Origin of the sequence: Flavobacterium ovatum (assembly GCF_040703125.1) — a bacterium.
Taxonomy (GTDB): Bacteria; Bacteroidota; Bacteroidia; order Flavobacteriales; family Flavobacteriaceae; genus Flavobacterium; species Flavobacterium ovatum.
This window is the reverse complement of the sequence record NZ_CP160035.1, coordinates 3,787,438-3,811,980: the sequence shown is the minus strand read 5'-3', so window position 1 is coordinate 3,811,980 and position 24,543 is coordinate 3,787,438. Positions and strand designations below refer to the sequence as shown.

Below are 24,543 nucleotides of genomic sequence, written 5' to 3'. Positions count from 1 at the left end.
AACCACCCAAAACAGACTTTTATTTTATCATAAAAAGCTTGTTATATATTAAAAGTGCTTCTGATGATTTGTAAAGAATTATCTATATATTGGCCTAATAAATAATGACTGACGTTTGTCAGACATATACACCCGTATTCGGGGAGATATGTCTGACGATATCAGACATATATACAAGTTGTGCAACATACCCAGAAACCGACCAGAATGAATGATAATTTAATATTTCTAACAGACGAAGAACTTGACAAAAGCGTTTATCGAATTTTTAGTTTTAGTAGATTAAGAGAACTTTTTGAAGAAAGAAAATTAGCATTAGTCAAACCAAACCTTTGGGAAGACCCATTTGAAAATTTTATATTAAATGCTACTGGTATTTTCCCAAACGGAATGGAATTTAATATTGAAAGTAGAAACAGTTTCTATGGTCAATGTTGGTCAAGAACGAAAGAAAGTGATGCAATGTGGAGAATTTACTCACCTGATAAAGATGGAGTAAAAGTAAAAACTACAATGCGAAAACTATTTGAACCACTTTTTCAATTAGGTGGAGTTCATCATAAAATGAATGGAAACGAATACAATTTAAAATCATTTATAGGAAAAGTACAATACCAAGGAAAAAAGAAATTGGTGGAAATGTTGTCTGACAGAGATAGAATGAGCGGAAAATTATATGACCAAAGTGGAAAAGGACAAGCATCAACTTTCTATTTTAAAAGATGGGCTTTCAGGCACGAAAATGAAGTACGTCTGATGTATAACGGAAATCAAGACCCATTAGCAAACGGTAATGTATTTAAGTTTGACATTGACCCAATTGACTTGATTGATGAAATTGTTTTTGACCCAAGAATGAAAAAGACTGATTACGAAATAAAAAAAGAGATTACACGAAATTGGGGATTTGACAAAAAAATAATTCAATCTGGATTATATAAGATTGAGGAATTTCGATTGTTAGTAAATGATTTATAATGAATGAAGTACGTTGCAAAACACCGTGTATAATTAATGGCTGGTTTTAGCTTGCTTACGAAAATCATTGCTGATTTTCTATTCGGTTCTAATTTGCTAAATTAGGTACTGAAACACGCCACTAATCATATACAAACACGTTGTGTGATAGTTTCGCTCAAGATTCTGGTTAAAGAGAATCTAAAATTTATTTTATAATTCTCAATCGAGATGTTTTACAAAATCTTTCAATGACATCGACAGGAATACTAAAAGCATTACTTAAATCTACATCAGAATATTCAAGTTCATTTTTATGCAACTTATATGCTTCAATAAAAAGTGAAGGTTCATCAATATAAACAAAACCATCTTCATTTTTCCTTTTACCGTCCCTACTTAACTCAATAGATAAATAAATATACTTATCCTCATTAATACAATTTAAATCTCTTGCTCTTCTGATTAAAGAAGCCATAGAAGTAAGCCAGTAACTTTTTAGTTGACCTAAACTTGACAATCTCAAATTGAACAATGAGTTTTTAATAAATTCAGCAGGCATTAAAAATTCTGAAGCAAATCTATTTGCTTCATCTTCTTTAATTTTTTCAACATTCCTTTTATCAGGAATTGGAAAATCGTGCATCATTAAATGACCCAATTCGTGAGCTAGAGTAAATCTTTTTCTATCGTTACTAAATGATTTATTTATTACTATTACAGGATTTCCTTTATCTGTAATAAAAGAGACACCATCAAATTTTTCTGTTATCTCAAATTCAATTACAATTACACCAAAATTTTCGAATAATGTGAAAATTGACTTTAACGGCTCATTTGGAGTAATTTTTAAAATTTTTCTTGTGCTTTTAGCTATTGTTTCGGGAGTATAACCTTCCTCAATATTAAGAGGTGTCAAACGAAATTCAGGCCATTCAATAGAATCTGACATTTGGTCAACTAAATAGCCTATCAATCGAATGCTGTATTCAATTTCCGTTTTTACTTTTTTTGTAATCGTTGTACGTTTTCTATAATGTGCATTTTCAGGCAAATTAGAAATATTATGTTGTAACCAACTTTCAGGAAACCCCAAAAATTTAATTATTTTTAAAACCATTTCATCTGCAAGTAATCCAAATCCTTTTTCATATTTAGATAAATTTGATTGTGAAAGACCAACAATATTTGAAGCTAATTCAGATTGTGTCAATCCTCTATATTCTCTTGCAAAAATTAATTGTCGATAATTAAAACTCATAAAAAAGTTTTTAAATTCTTAATAAATAGATTCTTAAATAAAAATTATTGATTTCCAGCTTTCTTAAGCGGAGAAATAATCTTGATTTTTGGCTTTACTTTTTCAATAGTTTCAACAGGAATTATTTTATTAGTTGAAAATAAATCTACGTTTTCTTCTGTTATTACCCATTGTAAAGTATTGTCGTCAATATAAATTAGTTTTGGCTCTGCTATATTACCTAATCTATCTTTTTTATATCCAAAAAATAAAATAGGGTCTATAGATGTTGTTCCTTCATCAAATAACGACATTGTAAATTGATTTGAAATAGCTTTTGAAAAATTAGTATTTATATTCATTGGCATATTTTTATTATCCAACTTCTTAAAAAGAATAGAATATTTATTTACACGCAAAATAAATCTTTTATATTTTCCATATTTCCAATTGTTTGGAAAAGTAGTTTGAATACTATGAATCATTTTAGAGTTTAATAATGAAGCTTCAAAACCTCTTCCCCTAGCCTCAATTGGAGTTTGAGAAACTTCTTTTTCAAAAGCAGAAGAAGCAATTTTAAACGCTTTAAATATAAGAGGTAATTCTTTATGTAAATCGATTTGACATTCAGAATCTTTAGCAGTTCTTCTTTTAATGAAAACTTGGTTTTGGTTAGTGAAATTTGAAATCATAATAATTAAGGTTGTTTAATTAGATTACAAATATATAATTTTTAAACGAATATGTAACTTTTAATATATAATTTTTAAATAAATATGTAAAAATATAGTTAAAGCTTTATAAATAGGAGTAAATAAAAAACCATCACACAACAGTAATGGTTTCGTTGGGCTTGAAAAGCCAACAGCCGAGCGATAACGAACATACGTACTAATGAAACCGCGGTTAAACCCTTCAGTTATCGCTCAGGACAGGCTCACCGCTCTACTTCCGCCACTATGGGGATATCGATAAACAAGTTTAGGTAATTTAGGAGGACAAAACGTCCTCTTTTTTTGAGCCTTAAATTAGGCTGGTTTTATTGTGTTTTCCTTCACATCATTACATACGTGCCCTACCCATAAAACTAGTTTTTGCAGGCAGGTGATTTTGGCTACCGCCAAGATACCAAGCAGGTGGTGCTCGTTGGTCAAACAGTAGAATGGTGTGTAAATTGCCCGTATTACAGCATTGACACTTTCTGATTTTCGATTTATTTGCTACTTTTATTTGGGGTTGTAGTTTTAGAGGATAAGAATTACTAATAACTAAAAAGTACTCTAATACATTATAAATACTAAAACTATTTTTCAAAATTTGATTATTTTGAAAGGAATTATTCTTCGGGACAGTCCCTTTTTTTGTCATTAATACAATTACCGACAAAGACATTTAAAAAACGGATACATACATAACCTTATTTTAAACTAATTATATTTGATTCTAATATTATTATACCATTAACCAAATTTTCCGAATCAATGAAAATCAATTACGCTCTTTTTTTACTAGTGTTAGTAGGGGTTTTACAAGGGTCTTCCTTAAACGCAAAAGAATTTTCTAGTGCTCCTCCCAAAGCAGTTTTCAGCATAGAAACTGGCTACACCATCACCAAAGTACGCACGGCACTCAACAAAAAAGAATCATTTATTGTTGCTAGTAGTTATGAAGGAACAGTTATGGGAGTTTCCTATGATGGTAAAATTTTGTGGAAAAATGCCTTGTCTGGTTTTCTAAATCAAGACATCTGGTGTCAAGATTTGACTGCCGATGGAAAAGATGAAATCCTGGTAGCGAATGCTGATGGAACACTATATTGCCTAAACAGTGATGGAAAAATATTGTGGCAATTCAAAAAAGACGATACGCCGATGTATGCAGTTTGCGTCATCAAAAAAGACAAGCAGCCTTATGTGGTTTGCGGCGGATTTGATAAAAGTATTTATTACCTAAATGCGGTTGGAAAACAAATCAAAGAACTCAAATCGAGTACGTATTCACAAGAAAAGAATTTCGGAAAATCAGAGGGAACGCCACCACCAAACGGAACGCATACCCCAAATTTTATACGTGTGATTCCGCAAGCCGATGGAACAGAAGTTTTAGCGATTATCGGTGTCAACAATCACATGAGTTCATCAGGATCGATGTATTTGTTCAAAGCTTTGGAAGATTTGCCTTTTCGAAAGGATAAAATAACAATTCCAAGACCAGTGGGGGAATGTCGTGTAATCGATATGGATGAAAACGGAAAAAAAGAAATTTTGCTTGGAAACTCAGCGCATACCAACGATGCTAGTTTCGGGATTTACAGTCCAGAAACAGGAAAAACCAATTCGATAAAACTCAAAGGAATTCCAACGGGCTATTTAGTCGTGCAAGGTGAGAAAATAGGAACTGGCAAAAACGCACAGTATTTTATATTGGCTGCCGATAGAATTTTTCTTGTCAATCAAAATTTAGACATGAAAAAACCAGAGGTTTTAGTATCTAAACAATCATTTAATGATATGTGGAAAGACCAGACCACTGGTAAAATCATTTTGGCAAGTAGTCAAAGTGGTGGGAGTTGCATTCATATCATCAATACCGAAGAGGAGAGTTGGAAAAAAGAATACGAAAAATTGAATCCGACAGGGAAAATTGCAACTATTCTAAAAAATAGAGAACTACTAGGCGAACAAGTAAAAAAGTTCAAACCGCTTGCTTGGGAGAGAAAACCAGAGCCCGTTTATTTTATGTCTGAATCGTTTAAAACGCCAATAGCCAAATCGGTTTCGGATAATGTAAAAGCAAATTATGCCAGTCCTGTGTTTTTATCGTCGAAACACATGACCAACGTGCAATCTCCCGAAAGTTGGAAAAGAGATACGATTTCAAACGCTAGTTACAGAGACAAAAGAGACCGACGTAAAAAATATACATTAACACAAGGGGAAGTACTTTCTATTTTTGCCAAAGAATACGAAAACAGTCCAGGTCTTGCTACTTGGGGTGGTCATGGAAACGATCCTTACTTTTTTGCTCCAGAAACGACCAAGAAATTAATTGATTTAGCAAAAGGAAAAAAGACCGTACTGATTTATCCCGAATTAGAAGACCACAGCAAAGATTTTCAATACGCTTTGAATAATTTGATTTATCCTTTGGCGAAATACGCGCAAGGAAAAAACACGAATTTATTCATTCGTTCTAAAAATGTCTATTGGTTAGGAACAATTTATCAAAAAGAATGGGCTCCTTTGCTTTCTGGCGAGTTTGCAGATGTCTTTGTACCAGCAATGGAAGAAACCACAGATAAAACCATGGAATTGAGTATTTCTGGCCGATTAGGAATGTGGACAAGTGGTGCCACCAACAGTTGGGGAGCACGTGCAGTAAGAGATAATACGAGTTTTGACCGTCAGAGAGAACATTCTTTTCAAACTGTTCCCAATCATTATTTGCGAATGTTGATTTACCATTTGTCATATGGAACAACTTATTTGGATAATTTTCCTATTGACCAAGATTATATGAGTGTGCTTTGGGATATGGTTGCCAAAGGCGCTTTGTATGTGCCAAAAAGCAATGAGATTTTGAGTTTTTCGCCAGTACATTTAGGCATGACAGAACCAAACGAACACTTTTTACACGAGGGTAGTAGTGTAAAATATACCACCTATTTTGATAAAACTTTCGAAGAAAAAAATCCAGCCGTTTTTAGTAGAATGAATGGGAGCTGGCCTGGAGCACAAGTTGCGCCTTGGGATTTTTCAAGATATGCTGCAGGAGTAACCGACAGGCATTTGAACTTTTTAGCTCCTTATAAAAACGGCATGGTTTTGATTGTACCTCCACAAGAAGGCGCTCTTGCACAAAAAAATGCGCCAAGAGGAAAAATGACCGACCACATGCATCCTTTCTATAAAAACATTTTAAAGGAGTATATAACCGATGGAAAAGATTATATTTCATCAGATGGAAAACAAAAAATGGCTGCGAATGACTATTATAAAGTAGTAGAAAAAGACATTCAAGACAGTGCAAAATTGTTACCAATTACGGTTTCTGGAGAAGTGGCATGGGTTGTTGCTCAAACAGCACCAAAACATTTACGACTAACGATAATCGACAGTGGGTACATTAATCCACAAGATCGTTTAGCAAATCTAACTTTCAACGGAATCAAACCCGTGAAAATAACCGATATATTGAATGGCGAAAAATGGGAAACCAAAAACGGAACTTTAGATATAAAAGTGGAATTGGGTAGTTTCCGCTTCTTGGATGTAGAATTAGAAGCAACATTTTAAATAAAAAACATACTGACAAACTAAAAATAAACATGAAAAATCTAACACTAATACTACTATTTTTAACAGCTTTTGTTGGAATAGCACAAGATCGTTTAACAGACAATGAAAGTCGATTTTATACCAATAAAATCCCGAATAAAACAACAGAACTTAAATTGACAGGGAGAAAAGACGGTACAGATAGCGAATTGCTGAATTCTAAAATAACTGCTTTGTCCAAATCTGGCGGTGGAATTATTCAGATTAAAAAAGGAACCTATTACTTGATTGATATAGTACTAAAATCAAACATTCATATCAAAATCGATAAAGACGTGATGATTGAACCTTATTTCGATAAAAATGCTAAAAAAGTAAGCAGTACTATCTTCGAAGTTGGTAAAGAGTTTTTAGTAGAAAATGTAGCCATTACCAATACTGATGAAGACAGCGAAAATCAAGCAACTTGGTTTTCTGCCAATTTTCCAAAAGGAGAGTATAGAATGAAAATTATCACGGGTTGTAATGTGCGTAATTTTAAATTTTCAGGATTTAAAATCACAGATTCTTACACGCCTTTCTCTTGTATTGCGTTGAATTTACCAGACAGTAAAGACCGTACCGAAGTTGCGCGACTAGGTATAGTAAAGAATATTTTATTGGTTGATAGCCATGTAGGATATGGTGTAATTCAAATACAAGCAGGGAAATCTATTTTATGTAAAAATCTTGAAGGTGTAGGTGGTGTAACCATGCGCGTAGAGACAGGAAGTGGTGAAACCGGTAAAGAGAATGTATTAACAGTTGATGATATTGTTGGACGAAATATTAGAATTAAAAATGGTGATGCGGCAGTAAATGTTTCTCCTCACAGAGTAGATCAAGGTCGTGTTGATGTAGAAGGAATAACGGCAATCAATTCCTCTTTTGCAGTGCAAATCGCAGCAGGATTCGAAGATAAAAAAGAAACTGGAGTAGATAATATAGGGACTTTTGATAGTCGTTCTTACATAGGTGATATTACTGTTACGGGTGGGAAAGGAGCCCAAGTAAAATCTAAAGATTTTATCTATTTTGATTGTGCTGAGCGCATAGAATTACAAACCAAATGTCAGAATCCAGATTTTGAAAGTACTCCAGGTAGATCTATTGGTGTAATTCGAACCAATGCGACTCTGGCCAGTGGTTGTAAAAATGGAAGTGATGGTGGTTGTTATGAGATCCATATTGGCAAAATCACCAAAACCAATTCTGAGTTTTTGATGGCAGGAAATTATACCTATAAAAATATGGGAGTAAATGGTTGTGATAAAGCTAAAGTTGAGAGAAGTGAAGATTGCTTAGAGAAAGTCAAGGAGAAGAAAAAAAAATGGGAACCTAAAGAAAAACAAGGGAAACAAGGAAAAAAGAATAATGGATTTTAAAAGAATTATTTATTGACTTGAATTCACCTTACATAATAAAAAAGATTATGAAAAATAAATTTTTTAAATCACAAGTAGCAACGATGTTGTTTCTATTGCTTTGGAATTGCTCCGTAGTTTCGGCACAAGCCCCTTTAGTACCATACGTTTTTACAGGAACAGTTTCAGGTTTTACTAGAACATTGTCTCCAGGTACTAATGTTGAAAGTGATCGAACAAGTGCACTTCAATCACTAATTGATGAGGTTTCAGCCAATTCAGGAGGAGGAACCGTTTATGTGAATTCTGGTGATTATAGGTTTAAAAATGTATATCTTAAATCGAATGTTTTTTTATTATTTGACAAAGGAGCAGTCATAAAATCTTTTTTTTCAAATGGAAATACAGGTTTATCAGTTACCATTTTTAATCTTGGTAGAATTATTGATGATGGGAGTACAAACATCATTTCGAACGTAAAAGTGGGTTGTAGTAATTGTGGTGTCAATGAGAAAGTTAGTATAAATGCCGATGGAGCAACGGGGAATTTTAAGGCTTTTGGAATTTCACAGGTTCAAGATTTTTCGGTTTCTAATTTCTCAATTGTAGATAATGGAACCAAAATAGCAGGAATAGTATTCGCACCAACTTTTAATGGATATTATTCAATTGAACTCTATACTAATTCGGGAACTCAAGTTTTTAATTCTGATGGTAGTCCAGCCATGCATGATATTCCAACGGGTGTGAGTTGGTCACCACTTAATGGCGAATTGAAAGATTTGGAAATTTTGAATGCTCATCCAGGTTATGGCTTAGTCCAAGCACAATCTTGTAGAAATATTTCGTTTAAAAATATGAGAGCAGTAGGTGGCTCTACTTTACGATTAGAATCTGGTGCTACAATTGCACTTTTACCAGCAAATATTGACCAAAATTTAGGTGTTATAAATGATATTTATGCAGAAGCAATAACATCAGAAGATGGGAGAAATGCAATATTGTTCCAGCCGCATACTAGAATTAACGGTAGAGTAGTGGCAAAAAACATTCGTTCAATAGGTTCTGCCTTTGCAGTATATGCCCCTACTGGATTCTTGGATGCTGATATTGGATCTAATTTGTTAGATAGTGATCCCAATTATGTAAAAGGGTACTACAAAGACATCACAATTGATGATGTGGTAGCCACTTATAAAAGTAATACAGCGCAATTAGAAAGTGATTTTCAGTTTTATCCCCAATCTTATAGAGATCAAAGCCCTTTGAATAGTTTACCACTTTATGATAATGATCCCAAGTTAAAAATTGGTCCTTCAATTGCTGTTATAGGCCATCGTTCTGTTAATAATGTGACCCAACAGCAACAGTTCGAAAACGGAACTATTCTCGCAACTGGAACTAGGGAGGATCCATTGGGTGGGAAATTCTATTTAAAAATGACCAATATTAGCGGAATAGGTTTTACAGATCCTATTGCAACATGTAGCGTAAATTTACATAGTGCTGAAGGATATCCTTCTATGCTTTTTGGAGATGATTTTAGTTTTGGTTTTAACTATAACTGTTCGAACTTATCAACAGAAAATTTTAATTCAGATAAAAATATTTCGGTAGTTCCAAATCCTGCCTCAACTTCAGTGACTGTGACGGCACCAATTAATAGTGAAATAAATATTTATAATACTCTAGGGGCTTTATTGAAGTCGGTACAAAGTAATGCGTTGGAATCCAAAATTAATGTTTCCGACTTGAGTGCTGGAATCTATTTTGTTTCCATTGCATTAGAAGGACAAAAAACAGTAAAAAAACTAATAATAGAATAAGCTTAACGCAACCAAACCACATGAAAATTAATCTTTTTGAACTAATACTGCTGGCAACGGCTATTTCGTTGCCAAACATTAAAACTCAAGCCCAATCCAATAAAAAGCCCAACTTAATTTGGATTATTACCGATGAACACAACTTTAGAACCTTGGGTGCTTATAGAGAACAATTAGGGAAAGACCAAGCGTTGTTATGGGGCGAAAAAGCTTATGCCGAAACACCAAACTTGGATGCTTTGGCCAAAAACGGAACTATTTTTAATCGAATGTATTGTAGTGCGCCCGTTTGCTCGGCGTCGCGTAGCTCGATGTTTACGGGGCTTTATCCTGTGACCTTGGGTATACCGAATAATTCGAACAAAAACGGAGATGGGAAATACCTAAAGCCAGAGGTAACTACCATTGCAGACGTTTTATCCAAAGCGGGCTATAGGACAGGTTATGCGGGTAAATGGCATTTGGCCGAGAGTCGTGATGAATCAGGGGACAAAGACCATGACGAATGGTGGTCACCGTTTCCAGTAGGAGCACCCAACGATACCTACGGATTTCAAGATAAAAAGTTTATGTTCAATGGCGGACACGATAAGTACAAAGGAATTGATGCCAACGGCAATCCGTATTTCGCAAGCAAAAACGTAACTTTAATTGGAAATGATAAATACGGTCAACCTTTATTTCAAGATAATAAGTCTAAAAACGTCAAACACACCACCGATTTTTTGACCGACAGAGCTTTGGAATTTATTGATACTAATAAAAATAAACCATTCTATTTGGTGGTAAGTATTCCCGATCCACACACGCCTGACGTTGTGCGTGCGCCCTATGATACTATGTACAAGGGAACAGTTACACAATTGCCAGCTACTTACAAAATGGCATATGTAGAAAAAGAAAACCCTGATTTTCCGTCATGGCAAAAACCAGATGCAAAGACCAAAAATCAAGCAAAACTAAAAGGCGAAATCGAGCAATACCTTGGAATGGTGAAATTGATTGATGATAATGTGGGACGTATTGTTCAAAAACTAAAAGACGATGGTGTTTTCGAAAATACAATTATCATGTTCTCTTCCGATCACGGGGATTTATTAGGAGAACATGGTCGCGTAAACAAAGGAACTTTTCACGAAGCATCATCCAAGATTCCGTTTATCATCGCACAAGGCAGCGAAGGTAAAGCACCAGTTGTTCCGAGAGGAAAAGTGGTAAATGAAGCAGGAAATACTACCGACTGGATGCCAACTTTCTTAGATTTATTAGGAGTCGATTGTCCAAAAGTCGAAGGTAGAGATTTGGTGCCTTTATTAAATGAAAAACCAACCAATTGGACGGATGTAACTTTTGTGAAATTAGGTTTCTACGGGGCGGTTACGAGCCAATACAAACTATTAGCTACTCAGAAAGAAGTGCCGTGGTTGCTAGATATTCAAGCAGATCCAAATGAAAGAACCAATTTTATCAACGACCCGAAATACAGCGATGTGGCCAAGAAATTAGCCATTGCCTTAAAAGGGTACATGAAAAATCAAAAGGACAACAACAAAGGGGTTGCTGAAAAATTGGACGAGATAATTGCTAGAAAGTAGGGTAGTATTATAGTTATAAAAAATGGTCGTATCATCAAAAGGTACGGCCCATTTCTAGGTTTACTTAATCACTTCTAGCGCTACCATTTTGCAACTTACATCGGTACGTTGTAATCCACTAACTTCAAACAAGGCGTTAAAATAGTTGGCCTTATTTCCCAACTGTTTTTGAAAATCATCTAAATATTCTTTGTCTGTAAATTGCTTGACCGTAGCCATCACACCAATATCATTATTGGACACAAAATACAGAGCCGTTTTTCCTTTGCTCAAACTAATACACGAAACCATAGCATATTCTTTTTTGCTGCTTTTATCTTGTTGTGTATCATACAAAATGGTCTTTCCGTTGGTGCTATATTCAAAACCATCATTAAATATTTTGAAAGCTTTACTGTCTTTCAAAAAGAAGGTCTTAGACATGTTCATTGTTTTAAACTGTCCAATAAACAAGATGTTGTTTTGAGTAATATCATCATAATTGAGCTCGCTTTCTAGCTTTAGATCAAAATCGCTGTTATAATTCGAAAACCAGTCTGCAATAGATTTAATACAATAAGGTGCCATTTTGGACATCAAAGTATAATCCGTCATTTGTAGGTTATTGATAGGTGTTGTAGTTGTGTAATCAACAAACTCATTTCCGTTATTGATATTGGCGTAAATTACACCATGAACCCTACCGTCACTCAGTTTTTCATGCACTACATATTGATCCGAAACTACTACTAAATTTTTTGCAGTCGAGTCAAAATAAAGCTCCCAAAGAGAGGCAGGTTTATTAGCGAAATAAAATCCTGCTCCTATTATTATTCCAATTATAATTATTGCAAGTCCGATAACTTTGAGGTATTGAAGCGGAATGGTAACGGTAGCTTTAGTTGTTTTTTTTTGTTTCGAAAATGTTTCTTGACTAATGAAATTTAAATTGTACTGTCCTTTGTTTATTTTAAAAATAATGGATTCATCAGCTCCTTCTTTCGAATAAAATTCATCTAATTTTTTTCGCAAATTATATACATACGAGCGAACCGTACCATCATTTTTGTCAAGACTATAATTTTTAGAAAAAAGGTCCAAACCGATTGTAAACTCTTTAACATCTTCATTAATAAGTGCTTTTTCGACCAAATAATTCAATAGCCTTGTGTACACGGAAGAATTAGCAAACAAAGAATGTTTTCCTATTTTCTCTAAGGCATCTTGTATCGCTATTTTTTCTTTTTCGGACATCATAAGGTCAAAAATAAGGCTTTTTTAGAAAGAATGGAAGCCTACAATTTAAAGTCTGTAGTTACTTGAATTAACACTGTGTTTATTAGTGATTTAAGCTATCATTTTAACGGTTAAAGTTACAGTGATTGCAACAGTTTTTGAGTTGTTTTATGATATTCATTCAAAATGGAACGACTATCCTTGTAGTGTAATAACTAAAACATACCAACCATGAATTTCAACTATTATAGTCTAATCAGTTTACAATTTAGCGTTGTAGCTAAAAGGCAATAACTTTCAAATTAAACGGACTAGATTACAAACCAATCAAAAAATCACATAAATAAATTATGAATCAACTAAGCAAAATTATTGTTGCGCTTTTCCTCTTTTCTGCTGGAAGCAATGCGCAAACTTGGAAAAATCCAAATGCTCCTACTGAAGATAGAGTCAAAGATTTATTATCCAAAATGACTCTCGAAGAAAAAATTAGTCAATGCAGTTCTGATATTCCCGCTATAGACCGATTGGGCATCCCTGCTTATATATGGTATGGCGAAGCATTGCACGGTGTTATTGCATGGAATTGCACGTCTTTTCCGCAAAACATTGCCATGGGTGCCACTTGGAATCCAAACTTGATGTTTGATGTGGCTACCGCTATTTCAAACGAAGCACGTGCCTTGAAAAATAATGGCCAAAAAGAAGTGATGATGTTTTCGCCAACGGTAAATTTAGGAAGAGATCCTAGATGGGGACGCAACGAAGAATGTTATAGCGAAGATCCGTTTTTAATGTCCGAAATGGCTCGAATGTACATTAGAGGAATGCAAGGAAATGACAAAAAATACCTAAAAACAGTAACTACGGTCAAACACTTTATTGCAAATAATGTTGAGAAAAACAGAGAGCGAATTCAATCTAATATCAGCGAAAAAGATTTGAGAGAATTCTATATGCCTGCCTATAAAACTTGTATTGCCGATGAAGAAGCTGGTGGAATTATGTCAGCACTAAATGGGTTGAATGGAGTTCCTAGTTCTGGAAGCAAATGGTTATTAACCGATGTTTTAAGAAATGAATGGGGCTTTAAAGGCTATGTAGTGGCCGATTGGAATGCGGCTTCGGGTATGTTCAACAATCAGAAATATGTTAAATCATTTCCTGAGGCATCCGCTTTGGCTATTAAATCAGGTACCGATCAGGAATGTTTTCGACCTAAGGCATCACTAATGATACAAAATTTAAAACCTGCAATTGAGCAAGGCTTACTTACAGAGGCTGAACTTGATGTATCGGTTGCTCGACTTTTGAGACTTCGTTTTTTAACCGGTGATTTTGATAAACCAGAACTAAATCCATATTCAAAAATACCGCAATCTGTTTTAGAAAGCGACACGCATAAAAAATTGGCACTCAAAGCAGCAGAGCAAGCCATCGTTTTATTAAAAAATGACAATATTTTACCCCTTAAAAAAGATGTAAAATCAATTGCAGTTTTAGGACCATTTGCAAACCAAGCTTGGTTGGGAATTTATTCTGGATTTCCTAAAAGTAAAATCAGTCCATTGGCTGGAATAAAAAATAGCACTACTGCACAAATTAATTATGCTGAAGGTTGTGGGATTATTGAACCATTTGATGAAGCAAAAATCAAAGAAGCAGTTGAAGCGGCCAAAAAATCTGAGGTTGCTATAATTTTTGTTGGAAACGACGAAAAAACATCGACCGAAAATACAGACCGTTTAACCTTGGCATTACCTGGTGCGCAACAAAGATTGATTGAAGCCGTTTTGAAAGTAAACAAAAATACAGTAGTTATTTTGATTCCGAGTGGTGCTACCACGATTGGTCCTTCTCAGAAAGAGGTTCCCGGAATAATTTGTGCGTGGCCAAACGGTCAAGAGCAAGGAACGGCAATTGCCAATGTACTTTGGGGAAAATACAATCCGGGGGGAAAATTAAACTCGACTTGGTATGAGTCGGATAATGATTTGCCAAACATACACGATTACGATCTTAGAAAAGGACGTACGTACATGTTTTTCAAGAACAAACCTTTATACCCATTTGGTTATGGTTTGAGTTATACGTCTTTTGATATTAAAGAGCTAAAATTAGATAAAACAACTTTAGCTGTCAATGAGAGCGTTGCTGTTACTGTAAGCGTAACCAATTCTGGAAAAATCGATGGTGATGAAGTTGTACAACTGTATATCAGAGATTTAAGTAAAAATAAACTAGCACCATTAAAATCTTTAAAAGGATTTGAGAGAATCCATCTTAAAGCAGGAGAAACTAAAAATGTAACTTTAAATGTACCCTATGCAGCCTTTAATTATTACAATGTAGACAACAAACGTTTTGAAGTAAGCGATGGGAAATTTGAAATCATGGTGGGTAATTCTTCTGAAAAGATTTTAGCTAAAGGAAAAGTAAAAGTAAAAGCTGGTGTTGTTCCAGAAGTAAATGTGGACAATAAATCGGCCTATTTTAATGCAAAAGACCCTAATAGATTCAAAAATTGGGATGCTATTTATGACGACAAAAGCTTCTTGCAAACTGCAAATCCTAAATCTAAAAAAGAGGATTCCGGAATAGAATTTAAAATGACTTTTACAGATCCCGGTTTTTACGTCAATACTTGGGATGCTGAGGTTAATATGAAATTAAAAACAAACGAAGCTACTTTGAAGTTAACAATGTTAGGAAACGAAATTGATACCTACGTAGTGAAAAAAGAAAATACTGAATTCCAAACTTTGGCTATAAAAATTCCAATTCCACCAGAGTACGGTAAAGAAGTAATTTTAAATGCCTTCATACTGCCATCAGAAATGGAAATAGAATCCATCAAAATTATACCTCCCGGAAATGCAAAGCCTTACCGTGTTCATCCAAAAGGAAAATAATAGTAGTAAAATAAACTAATAAAAATGGTCGTATCTTTAAAAAGGTACGGCCATTTCTAGTTTTATATTAGTGTTGGTGCGGTTTTGACCTTTGACTTTAAAAACAGCTGTAAAGTGTTTTTTGCCTTTGAGGTAACGGTTCGAAAACGCCTCCATATTTTCAGGGTTGGTAAAATATTCCACTGTGGCACTCACACCTATATCATGTTGGGAGAAAAACACAAAATGTTCCGTGTTGTTTATTGTGGGATATTTTGAAACAATCGCATATTCTACCGTGTCTTTGGGCGAAGTCAAATCAAACCGCTTGCTCTCCAAACTAGGATGACTGGAAAAGTATAAAACATCCTCTTTTAATTTGAAATAAGGATTCGCTTCATTAAAAAACGGAATGAATGGGCTGTTATTTTTCGTTGGCCCCACATAAATGGCGTTCCCTTCCTTGATCTCTACAATCGAACTTTGGGTGGTAAAACGGATGGTAAAATCGTGATCGTAATTTCGATAAAAACGCTCCATTTGTTGGGTTGCCAAAACGCCCATTTTGGTGCTATACGAATAATCAGAGGGTGTAATTTCATTTTTTAAATTAGGATATTTATCAATAAGCTGATAAAATTCTTTTTGACTATTTATATTGAAATCTCTAGTCCAACCTTTACCGTTTGTTATTGTATTGCCTGTGATTCCAAAATGGTCACCAATAAACAAATTTGTAATCGTGTTATTGTCCAAAAAAGATTTCCATAAATCAGGTTTCGAATTTGGGATTTTTGTTAGGACTAAAATAAAAAGAGCAAGAAACAACCCTATATAAGGAATCGCCACCGCCCAATTTATTTTACGTTTTACCGCTGTTTCTTTTTTATAAAATCGAACTTGATATTGACCTTTATCAATGATTAAATGATAGATTTCGTCTCGGCCTTCATCCTCATAATAGCTTACTATTTTCTTGCGCAAATTGTACACATTCACGCGTACACGCGGATTGTTTTTATCTGAGTTTTGCGAACCTCCAAAAAACTCAATATCAATAGTAGCTTCTTTAAGTGAAGTTTCATTTTCGGTAGCCTCAAATAAATACTGTAGTAAAGCACTACTTGTAGGAGCATTTTTAAAGGTTTTACTTTGCTTTATTTGGTTAACAAGGTCTTGCTTTTGGTTTTTGGTTAAGCTAGTATCTTTCATTTAAATAACTGTATTTCAATGTTTTATTTACAACTTTAACCGTTATAGCTACTGTTAAAGAGTGGTTAAAGTTACATAAAGATTATTAATTAGATACATTTGAAGTATTCATATATAAATAATATTTCTTATTTGGAAGTTATTTCGATTTAAACCCTTCTAAAAGTTAACCAAAAACCAACTCCACATGCAAAAGTTTACAGCATTGTTCCTAATTTTAATTCTGAATAGCTATGCATCACTGGCTCAGAATCTACCTATTTCTAAAAATCAAAAAACTGAGATTCATTATTTATCAGGTACCGATAAAGATCATTTAGTAGATTGGGATTTCTTTTGTTCAGATGGAAGAAAAAGTGGCAAATGGACGTCAATTGGAGTACCATCTTGTTGGGAGCAAAAAGGATTTGGAACCTATAATTATGGTAGTGACGATTCAGATAAAAGAGCAAAGGAATTTGGCTTGTACAAACACACCTTTAAAGTTCCGAAAGACTGGAATAATAAAGAGGTACAAATCGTATTTGAAGGCGTAATGACCGATGCCGAAGTTAAAATCAATGGAAAGTTAGCTGGAGAAATTCACCAAGGTGCCTTCTATGAATTTAAATATGCTATTAGCAAATTATTAAAATATGGAAAAGACAATGTCTTGGAAGTAAAAGTAAACAAAGTATCGGCTAATGCATCCATCAATTTTGCAGAACGTGAAGCTGATTTTTGGGTTTTTGGTGGAATATACAGACCTGTGTACTTGCAAGTTTTTCCAAAAGATAACATAGAACGTGTGGCTATTGATGCAAAAGCAGACGGAACTATTGCTGCCGATCTTTTTACTACCTCTCAAAAAGCTAGTTCAGTTCAAATGTTCTTATCGGATAGTAATGGAAAAAAAATTCAAGATTTAAAGGTTGAAAAAGCAACGCAATCAAAAGACAAATGGACGGTGACAACCAAGGCCAACGGGATAAAAACTTGGAATCCAGAGTTCCCCAATTTATACACTTTAAATATTGAAATCCTTAATAATAAGAAACAAGTTCTACATGCTGTAAGCAAACGAATTGGTTTTAGAACGGTAAAAATTGTTGAAGGGGATGGTATTTATGTAAATGGCGAGCGAATTAAATTTAAAGGTGTCAATCGCCACTCGTTTCATCCTTCTTCGGGACGTACCACTTCAAAAAAGATTAGTATTGATGATGTAAAAATGATGAAAGATATGAATATGAATGCGGTGCGTATGTCTCATTATCCGCCAGATGTTCATTTTCTAGAAGTATGTGACTCTTTGGGATTGTTTGTTATTGATGAAGTTTGTACTTGGCACAACCCAATATTGGACACAAAAGTAGCCCGTAAACTAGTAAAAGAGACTGTCGTTCGTGATGTAAATCACCCGTCCATTTTACTTTGGGCAAATGGTAATGAGCAAGGTTGGAACACAGAAGTTGATGATGACTATACAAAATGGGATATTCAAAAACGTGAGGTTATTCACCCTTGGAGCATCTTCAAAAAAACAAATACGATTCATTACAGCCCTTACCATTCTTTGGTAAACGATTCCTATTCGATGGAGAAAATTTTGTTTCCAACCGAATTTCTACACGGGTTATACGATGGCGGACATGGAGCTGGTTTGGATGATTATTGGAATCTAATGTGGAATACTCCCTTAAGCGCAGGAGGATTTCTTTGGGATTTTGCAGATGAAGGAATCGAAAGAACAGATAGAAATAACGAAATTGATTTGCAAGGAAATAAAGCCGCTGACGGAATTGTAGGCCCTTATGGCGAAAAAGAAGCGAGTTATTTTACAATTAAAGAGATTTGGTCGCCAATTTATATCGAAGATAGATTTATTACCAATGATTTTAATGGCGTTTTTAGATTAGAAAACAGGTACCACTACACCAATTTGGACCAATGTAAAATGACTGCAAAGTGGTTGAAATTTGATGGGCCAGAAGGAAAATCAAGACCAAAAGTAATGGCAGAAGGAATTGTAAAAATGCCAAGTCTAAATCCAGCTGAAAAAGGGAAGTTTACGGTTGAACTACCTCAAAATTGGAAATCGGCAGACGCACTACATTTGACCGCAACAGACCCTTACGGTAAAGAAATTTTTACTTGGACTTATCCTGTTTCAACACCAAAACAGCTGAATTCGCCTTTAATTGATTATGCAGTTGGTGGAAATTTATTGTCCGAAACTAAAGATAATTCGATAAAAGTTGTGGCTAATAAAATGACCTATGTTTTCTCTGAAACGACTGGCTTACTTCAAAAAGTAATGAAAGGTTCTAAGGTTATTCCGCTAAACAATGGTCCAATTATTTTAAGTCAAAAAGACAAAATAGAAAATGTTACGGTTCAAAATCTAAAAGATAAAGTAGAAATTACAGTCACTTTTGAAAAAGCAGTCAAATCCCCATCTTGGTCAACCATTAAAGAATATGGCAAAGACATCATTAAATGGACCGTGCATTCCAATGGATTACTGGATGTAAAAGTGGAATTTAAAGGTTTTAGAAACTTAAAAGAGTATAGAGGAATTACATTTTCGTTTCCAGAAAAAGAAGTCGCAGGAATGAAATGGCTTGGCGATGGTCCTTATCGTGTGTGGCGAAACCGCATGAAAGGAACTAAATTTCAGGTTTGGGAAAATGATTATAATAATACCATAACTGGAGAATCTGGTTTTGTATATCCTGAATTTAAAGGATTTTTCTCTAGTGTCTACTGGACAAAATTAAAAGGGAAAGACGATAATGGTTTTACGGTCTATTGTCATTCGACGCACACTTATTTACGAATGCTAACTCCAGATAAACCGCAGGAAGATAAAAATGGAAGATTGAGTCCTAAATTCCCCGTAGGTGATATTTCATTCGTAAAAAATATTCCGGGAATTGGTACAAAGTTTCAAGATCCAGATACGATGGGGCCACACGGAAACTCGGAACATTTTTTCGGTAATGATGATGAGCCTATTACTATCGACCTGACTTTTGAATTTTAATTCCCAACATTTAAGAAAACTAAAATATGAAAATATATAAAATTTTTGCAATTAGCTGTTTCGTTAGTTTGCTTTTTTTCTCGAATGCGAAGGCACAACAAACTGCTGAAAATACACAAACAACCATAAAATACCTGTCTGGAACGGGTAAAGACGATATGGTACTATGGGATTTTTATTGTTCGGATGGAATGCAAAGTGGTAAATGGGCAAAAATAGGCGTTCCCTCTTGTTGGGAATTACAAGGTTTTGGAGCCTATAACTATGGACACGACAAAAGAGATACAGACCGAAAAATACATGATGAATACGGATTGTATAAACACCAATTTTTGGTTCCGAAGGAATGGAAAAACAAAGAGCTTAAAATCGTTTTTGAAGGTGTAATGACTGATGCCGAAGTGAAAATAAATGGCAAACTGGCGGGCGAAATTCATCAAGGAGCTTTTTATGAATTCAAATATTCGATTACCAATTTGGTAAAATATGGTGCGGAAAATCTTTTGGAAGTAAAAGTGAATAAAGTCTCTGCCAATAAATCAATTAACGCTGCTGAACGAGATGCAGATTTTTGGATTTTTGGTGGAATTTTCAGGCCCGTTTCTCTTGAAGTACTACCAAAAGACCATATTGAAAGAGTGGCTATTGATGCAAAAGCAAATGGTGAAATAAAGACAGCGCTGGTAATTTCTTCGAAAAAGGCAGAGAAAGTAAGTGTTGTTCTTGCTGATATTTCAGGAAAAAAACTGCAAGATTTGACCATTACTGATTTCAAAAAAGAGAATGGTAATTGGACTATTTCAACTAAAGCAGTTAACATAAAATCGTGGAATCCAGAGAAACCAAGGATGTACCAACTTCAAATGAGTTTGTTAGATAAAAATGGAGCTACCTTACATACTAAAATTGAAAAAATTGGCTTTCGAACAATCGAAGTCCGTGAAAGTGACGGAATTTATGTGAATGGAAAACAGATAAAATTCAAAGGCGTAAACAGACATTCTTTTTATCCAACTTCGGGTAGAACCACTTCAAAAGAGTTGAGTATTGAGCACGTTAAAATGATGAAGGATATGAATATGAACGCGGTTCGTATGTCGCATTATCCGCCAGACAAACACTTCTTGCAGGTCTGTGATTCGCTAGGTTTGTTTGTAATTGATGAAATGTGTACTTGGCATACCCCCTATTTGGATACGAAAGTAGGACAAAAAATCATCAAAGAAATGCTAGTTCGAGATGTAAATCATCCTTCGATTGTATTGTGGGCAAATGGAAATGAAACCGGTTGGAACACAGCATTAGACAATGATTTTGCAAAATGGGACATTCAAAAAAGAGAGGTAATACATCCTTGGAATATCTTCAGAAAAACAAATACGATGCACTATCCTAACTATCATGTTTTTGCTTATGATGGCCCTGCAAAGGACAAAATTTATTTTCCAACGGAGTTTTTACACGGTTTATATGATGGCGGTCACGGAGCTGGTTTGGATGATTATTGGAAACAAATGTGGAATATGCCATTGGCAGCTGGAGGTTTTTTATGGGATTTTGCAGATGAAGGAGTCATTCGAACCGACAAAAATAACGAAATTGATTTTGATGGAAATCACGCACCCGACGGAATTGTAGGTCCTTATGGAGAAAAAGAAGGTAGTTACTTCACCATTAAAGAAGTTTGGTCGCCAATAGCAATTGCAGACCGTTTTATACGAGATGATTTTTCAGGGATTTTTCAGGTGGAAAACAGGTACCACTTTACCAATCTTAACGAATGTGTGATGACGGCTAAATGGGTGCAGTTTAATGGTCCAAATGAAAAAATTGAATTTAAAGTATTGTCACAAAGTAATGTAAAATTACCAAATCTAGAACCTAACGAAAAAGGTACTTTCTCAGTAGAAAAACCACAAAATTGGAAATCGGCTGATGCACTTTATTTAACAGCGACAGATCCACACGGAAAGGAACTATTCACCTGGTCGTATCCTGTAAAAACGCCTGAAAAATTAAATTCAGAAAGAAGTATTGCAGAAATTAAAGGAATCGTTTCTTCTGAAATTAAAAACGAACAGATTCTGGTAACTGCTAATAATAAGACTTTTAAATTTTCTAAAACTACCGGTTTATTGCAAGAAGTGATTGCTAATGGAAAGCTAATTCCGTTAAACGAAGGGCCAATTATTTTAGGTCATAAAGGGAAAATCGATACGGTTTTTGTGAAAAAGTCTGATACTAAAACAGAAGTTATCGCTTTGTTTAAAAAGAATAAAAAGTACTATAAATGGGATGAAAATACCGAAACGACGCAAGATTATATAAAGTGGACAATACACCCGAATGGTTTGGTTGATTTGAAAGTCGAAATGAGAAGTCAGAAGAAAGTAACGGGTTATATGGGTATTTCATTTTCTTTTCCTGAACAAGAAGTCAACGGCATGAAATGGTTGGGTGATGGTCCTTACCGAGTTTGGCGAAACAGGATGAAAGGAACTAAATTCAACGTTTGGGAAAACGACTATAACAATACCGTTACGGGTGAATCGGGTTTTGTATATCCTGAATTCAAAGGATTCTTCTCTAGTTTATATTGGATGAAACTAAAAGGAAACAACAACAATGGTTTTACGGTTTATTGCAAATCTGATGCAACTTTTTTACGAATGTTGACACCAAAACAACCAGTAGACCCACAAAAAGGAGCAACAGTCAAAGATTTTCCTGTGGGAGATATATCGTTTGTAAAAAATATTCCTGCTATAGGTACCAAATTCCAAGAAGCAGAGAGAACAGGTCCGCAAGGAAATCCCGAAAATATTTTCGGTAATGATGACGAGCCTATAATTATAGATTTAACTTTTGAATTTTAACTTTCCAACCAACCTTTATAATTTCTAAAATGAAAAAAAACTATCAATTTTTGTTCCTGCTTTTTGCAATAGCATTTAATGTTACTGCAAAAGAATACCATGTAGATTGTACCAATAAATCTCTTGGAAATGGTTCCGTATCAAATCCTTTCAAAACCATATCTCAGGCAGCTGCAATTATGGTCAAAGGAGATGTTTGCTACATTCACAAAGGCACTTATCGTGAAAATATTGTACCGAAGAATTCAGGTACTGCATCCAAACCAATTTTGTTTACCTCTTTCGAAAATGATATTGTCATTGTTTCGGCAACCGATCAAGTTTCGGGTTGGGAAAAATATTCTGGAAATATTTATAAAAAATCGGGTGTCAATTTAGGATTAGGAGACGGGAATAATGTCTTTTTTAATTCGAAAAAAATGCAATTGGCTCGTTGGCCAAATGACACTGACAATGATGAATATACGTTGGATGCCAAATACATCGATATGACCAAAGGGACGTATTCTATGTCTTATATTTCTAATAACGAAATTCCGAATATCGATTGGACTGGCGGAACTATTCATTACCTAGGTGCGCATAGCGGTTGCAGTTGGGAACGTACCATTACCAACTATGAAAAAGATTTGAATCGAATTCATTTTGAAACATTGCCAGATAGATGGCCTTTTGGAGACACCCATAGCCCGACGCGTACAGAGAATGGTCATCGAGGTATTTTTTATCTAATGAATAAATTAGAAGCGCTTGATGCACCAAAAGAATGGTATTATGACACTCAAAAAAAAGAACTTTACTTGTATGCTCCCGAAGGTAAAAATCCAAATAATGACTTGGTAGAAGTTACTGCTCGTGTAAATACGTCCGAAATTACCAGAGATTACATTCATTTTAATAAGCTTAATTTTTTTGGAGGAATGATTACCATCAAAGGAAATCATAATGAAATAACCAACTGCATGGTCAAACACGGATCTGATAAATTGATTACCAATTTAAGCGGTGCAGCATTAAGTGACGCCGCCATTCAAATCTTAAATGGGTCTAATAACACCATTGAAAAATGTGTTTTAGAAAGTGGGACTGTGAACGGTATTATAGTAAGTAAAGATGCTGAGGATAACAGAATCGAAAATAATATCATTCAATATTTCAATACTATTGGTATTCATGCGCAACTGCTGAATAGTAGTGGTGCAAGAAATAAAATTTTAAAAAATTCCTTCTATGGTTCCGCTCGTGATGGAGTGAAAGTTACGGGTGATGATAGTGAGTTTGGGTATAATCACGTTCAAAAATGTTTGATTTCGGGAGCCGATGGAGGATTGTTTTATGTCACCGGAAGAAGTATTCCTGTAAATGTGGAAGTACATCACAACTGGTTTCATGATGCGTATGGCGCAAAACATGCGGGTAAAAAAGCAGTGGGTATTTATCTTGACAACAATGCAGCGGGATATATTGTGCACCACAATGTAGTTTGGGATATAGAATGGGGTGGTTTGCATTTGAATTGGAATGCCGTTAAAAATGAAATTTACAACAATACTTTTTGGAATGTAGGTCATGCAGAACAAGCCCTTATTGATAGTTGGGTACCAAAAAGAGACGGTGTCCAAACCAATGTAGCAGAAAATACCTTGTACAACAATATTTCAGATGTACGTCCTTGGTGGCATTCTGGTGATGGAACTAAATATAGAGTAGACGAAAAAGAGTTTGAAGGAACAGAAGCAGACAATGATTTCAAAAACAATGTTCAGTTTTCTACTTTGCCATTTTCGATCGAAAAGAATACTCTTTTTATGCCTTTAAAAGATTCTCCAATAATTGATAAAGCCAATAAAATCAAAAAAATAACGGACGGATTTATAGGAGCTGCACCAGATTTGGGTGCCTATGAATTTGGCGGAAAAGCATGGACTGCTGGTGTAGATTGGACTCCCGAAGGTTTTGCGTGGATTCCAGGAAATGACTATGAAAAGTTAGAATTTATTAATAAGGCTAAATCGAAAAGATAAAA

Annotated in this window: 13 protein-coding genes; 9 read left to right on the top strand and 4 right to left on the bottom strand. The window is 34.7% G+C overall.

Annotation, left to right across the window (positions count from 1 at the left end):
- The first annotated feature begins 207 nt into the window (after positions 1–207).
- Complete coding sequence (locus ABZP37_RS15765; RefSeq protein WP_366184053.1) at positions 208–978, top strand: DUF2971 domain-containing protein; 771 nt, start codon at positions 208–210, stop codon at positions 976–978.
- A gap of 187 nt (positions 979–1,165) precedes the next feature.
- Here the strand turns inward: ABZP37_RS15765 and ABZP37_RS15760 are convergent, their stop codons facing one another.
- Together ABZP37_RS15760 and ABZP37_RS15755 are read right to left on the bottom strand one after the other, a co-directional pair.
- The gene (locus tag ABZP37_RS15760) at positions 1,166–2,218 is read right to left on the bottom strand and encodes an XRE family transcriptional regulator (RefSeq protein ID WP_366184052.1); all 1,053 of its coding nucleotides are present in this window, start codon (positions 2,216–2,218) and stop codon (positions 1,166–1,168) included.
- A gap of 44 nt (positions 2,219–2,262) precedes the next feature.
- Positions 2,263–2,889, bottom strand: coding sequence for a hypothetical protein (locus ABZP37_RS15755; protein ID WP_366184051.1), 627 nt, complete (start codon positions 2,887–2,889; stop codon positions 2,263–2,265).
- A 789-nt stretch (positions 2,890–3,678) separates the two neighbouring features.
- On the opposite strand from ABZP37_RS15755, the gene ABZP37_RS15750 reads away from it, so the two are divergent.
- The 4 genes from ABZP37_RS15750 to ABZP37_RS15735 are packed head-to-tail and all read left to right on the top strand — an operon-like array spanning position 3,679 to position 11,298.
- Entirely contained in the window at positions 3,679–6,492 is a 2,814-nt protein-coding gene (locus tag ABZP37_RS15750) for a PQQ-binding-like beta-propeller repeat protein (protein WP_366184050.1), read from the top strand.
- A 32-nt stretch (positions 6,493–6,524) separates the two neighbouring features.
- The gene (locus tag ABZP37_RS15745; protein ID WP_366184049.1) at positions 6,525–7,898 is read left to right on the top strand and encodes a hypothetical protein; all 1,374 of its coding nucleotides are present in this window, start codon (positions 6,525–6,527) and stop codon (positions 7,896–7,898) included.
- Positions 7,899–7,945: 47 nt separating this feature from the next.
- Positions 7,946–9,703: a T9SS type A sorting domain-containing protein gene (locus ABZP37_RS15740; RefSeq protein ID WP_366184048.1), complete on the top strand. Its 1,758-nt coding sequence runs from the start codon at positions 7,946–7,948 to the stop codon at positions 9,701–9,703.
- Positions 9,704–9,723: 20 nt separating this feature from the next.
- Complete coding sequence (locus tag ABZP37_RS15735; protein ID WP_366184047.1) at positions 9,724–11,298, top strand: sulfatase-like hydrolase/transferase; 1,575 nt, start codon at positions 9,724–9,726, stop codon at positions 11,296–11,298.
- Between the two features lie 60 nt (positions 11,299–11,358).
- On the opposite strand, the gene ABZP37_RS15730 is transcribed toward ABZP37_RS15735, so the two are convergent.
- Complete coding sequence (locus tag ABZP37_RS15730; protein WP_366184046.1) at positions 11,359–12,534, bottom strand: hypothetical protein; 1,176 nt, start codon at positions 12,532–12,534, stop codon at positions 11,359–11,361.
- A gap of 329 nt (positions 12,535–12,863) precedes the next feature.
- Here ABZP37_RS15730 and ABZP37_RS15725 point away from each other — a divergent pair, with 329 nt between their 5' ends.
- Entirely contained in the window at positions 12,864–15,425 is a 2,562-nt protein-coding gene (locus ABZP37_RS15725; RefSeq protein WP_366184045.1) for a glycoside hydrolase family 3 C-terminal domain-containing protein, read from the top strand.
- A gap of 36 nt (positions 15,426–15,461) precedes the next feature.
- Here ABZP37_RS15725 and ABZP37_RS15720 read toward each other — a convergent pair whose 3' ends face one another.
- Positions 15,462–16,616 (bottom strand): hypothetical protein, encoded by a 1,155-nt coding sequence (locus ABZP37_RS15720; protein WP_366184044.1) that lies wholly within the window; start codon positions 16,614–16,616, stop codon positions 15,462–15,464.
- Positions 16,617–16,803: 187 nt separating this feature from the next.
- Between ABZP37_RS15720 and ABZP37_RS15715 the strand changes: the two genes are divergently transcribed.
- The 3 genes from ABZP37_RS15715 to ABZP37_RS15705 are packed head-to-tail and all read left to right on the top strand — an operon-like array spanning position 16,804 to position 24,541.
- Positions 16,804–19,641 carry a glycoside hydrolase family 2 TIM barrel-domain containing protein gene (locus ABZP37_RS15715; protein ID WP_366184043.1) on the top strand — a complete coding sequence of 946 codons (2,838 nt, stop codon included), beginning with the start codon at positions 16,804–16,806 and terminating at the stop codon, positions 19,639–19,641.
- 26 nt (positions 19,642–19,667) lie between these two features.
- Positions 19,668–22,517 (top strand): glycoside hydrolase family 2 TIM barrel-domain containing protein, encoded by a 2,850-nt coding sequence (locus ABZP37_RS15710; protein WP_366184042.1) that lies wholly within the window; start codon positions 19,668–19,670, stop codon positions 22,515–22,517.
- Between the two features lie 29 nt (positions 22,518–22,546).
- Positions 22,547–24,541 (top strand): right-handed parallel beta-helix repeat-containing protein, encoded by a 1,995-nt coding sequence (locus ABZP37_RS15705; RefSeq protein WP_366184041.1) that lies wholly within the window; start codon positions 22,547–22,549, stop codon positions 24,539–24,541.
- Positions 24,542–24,543: the final 2 nt, after the last annotated feature.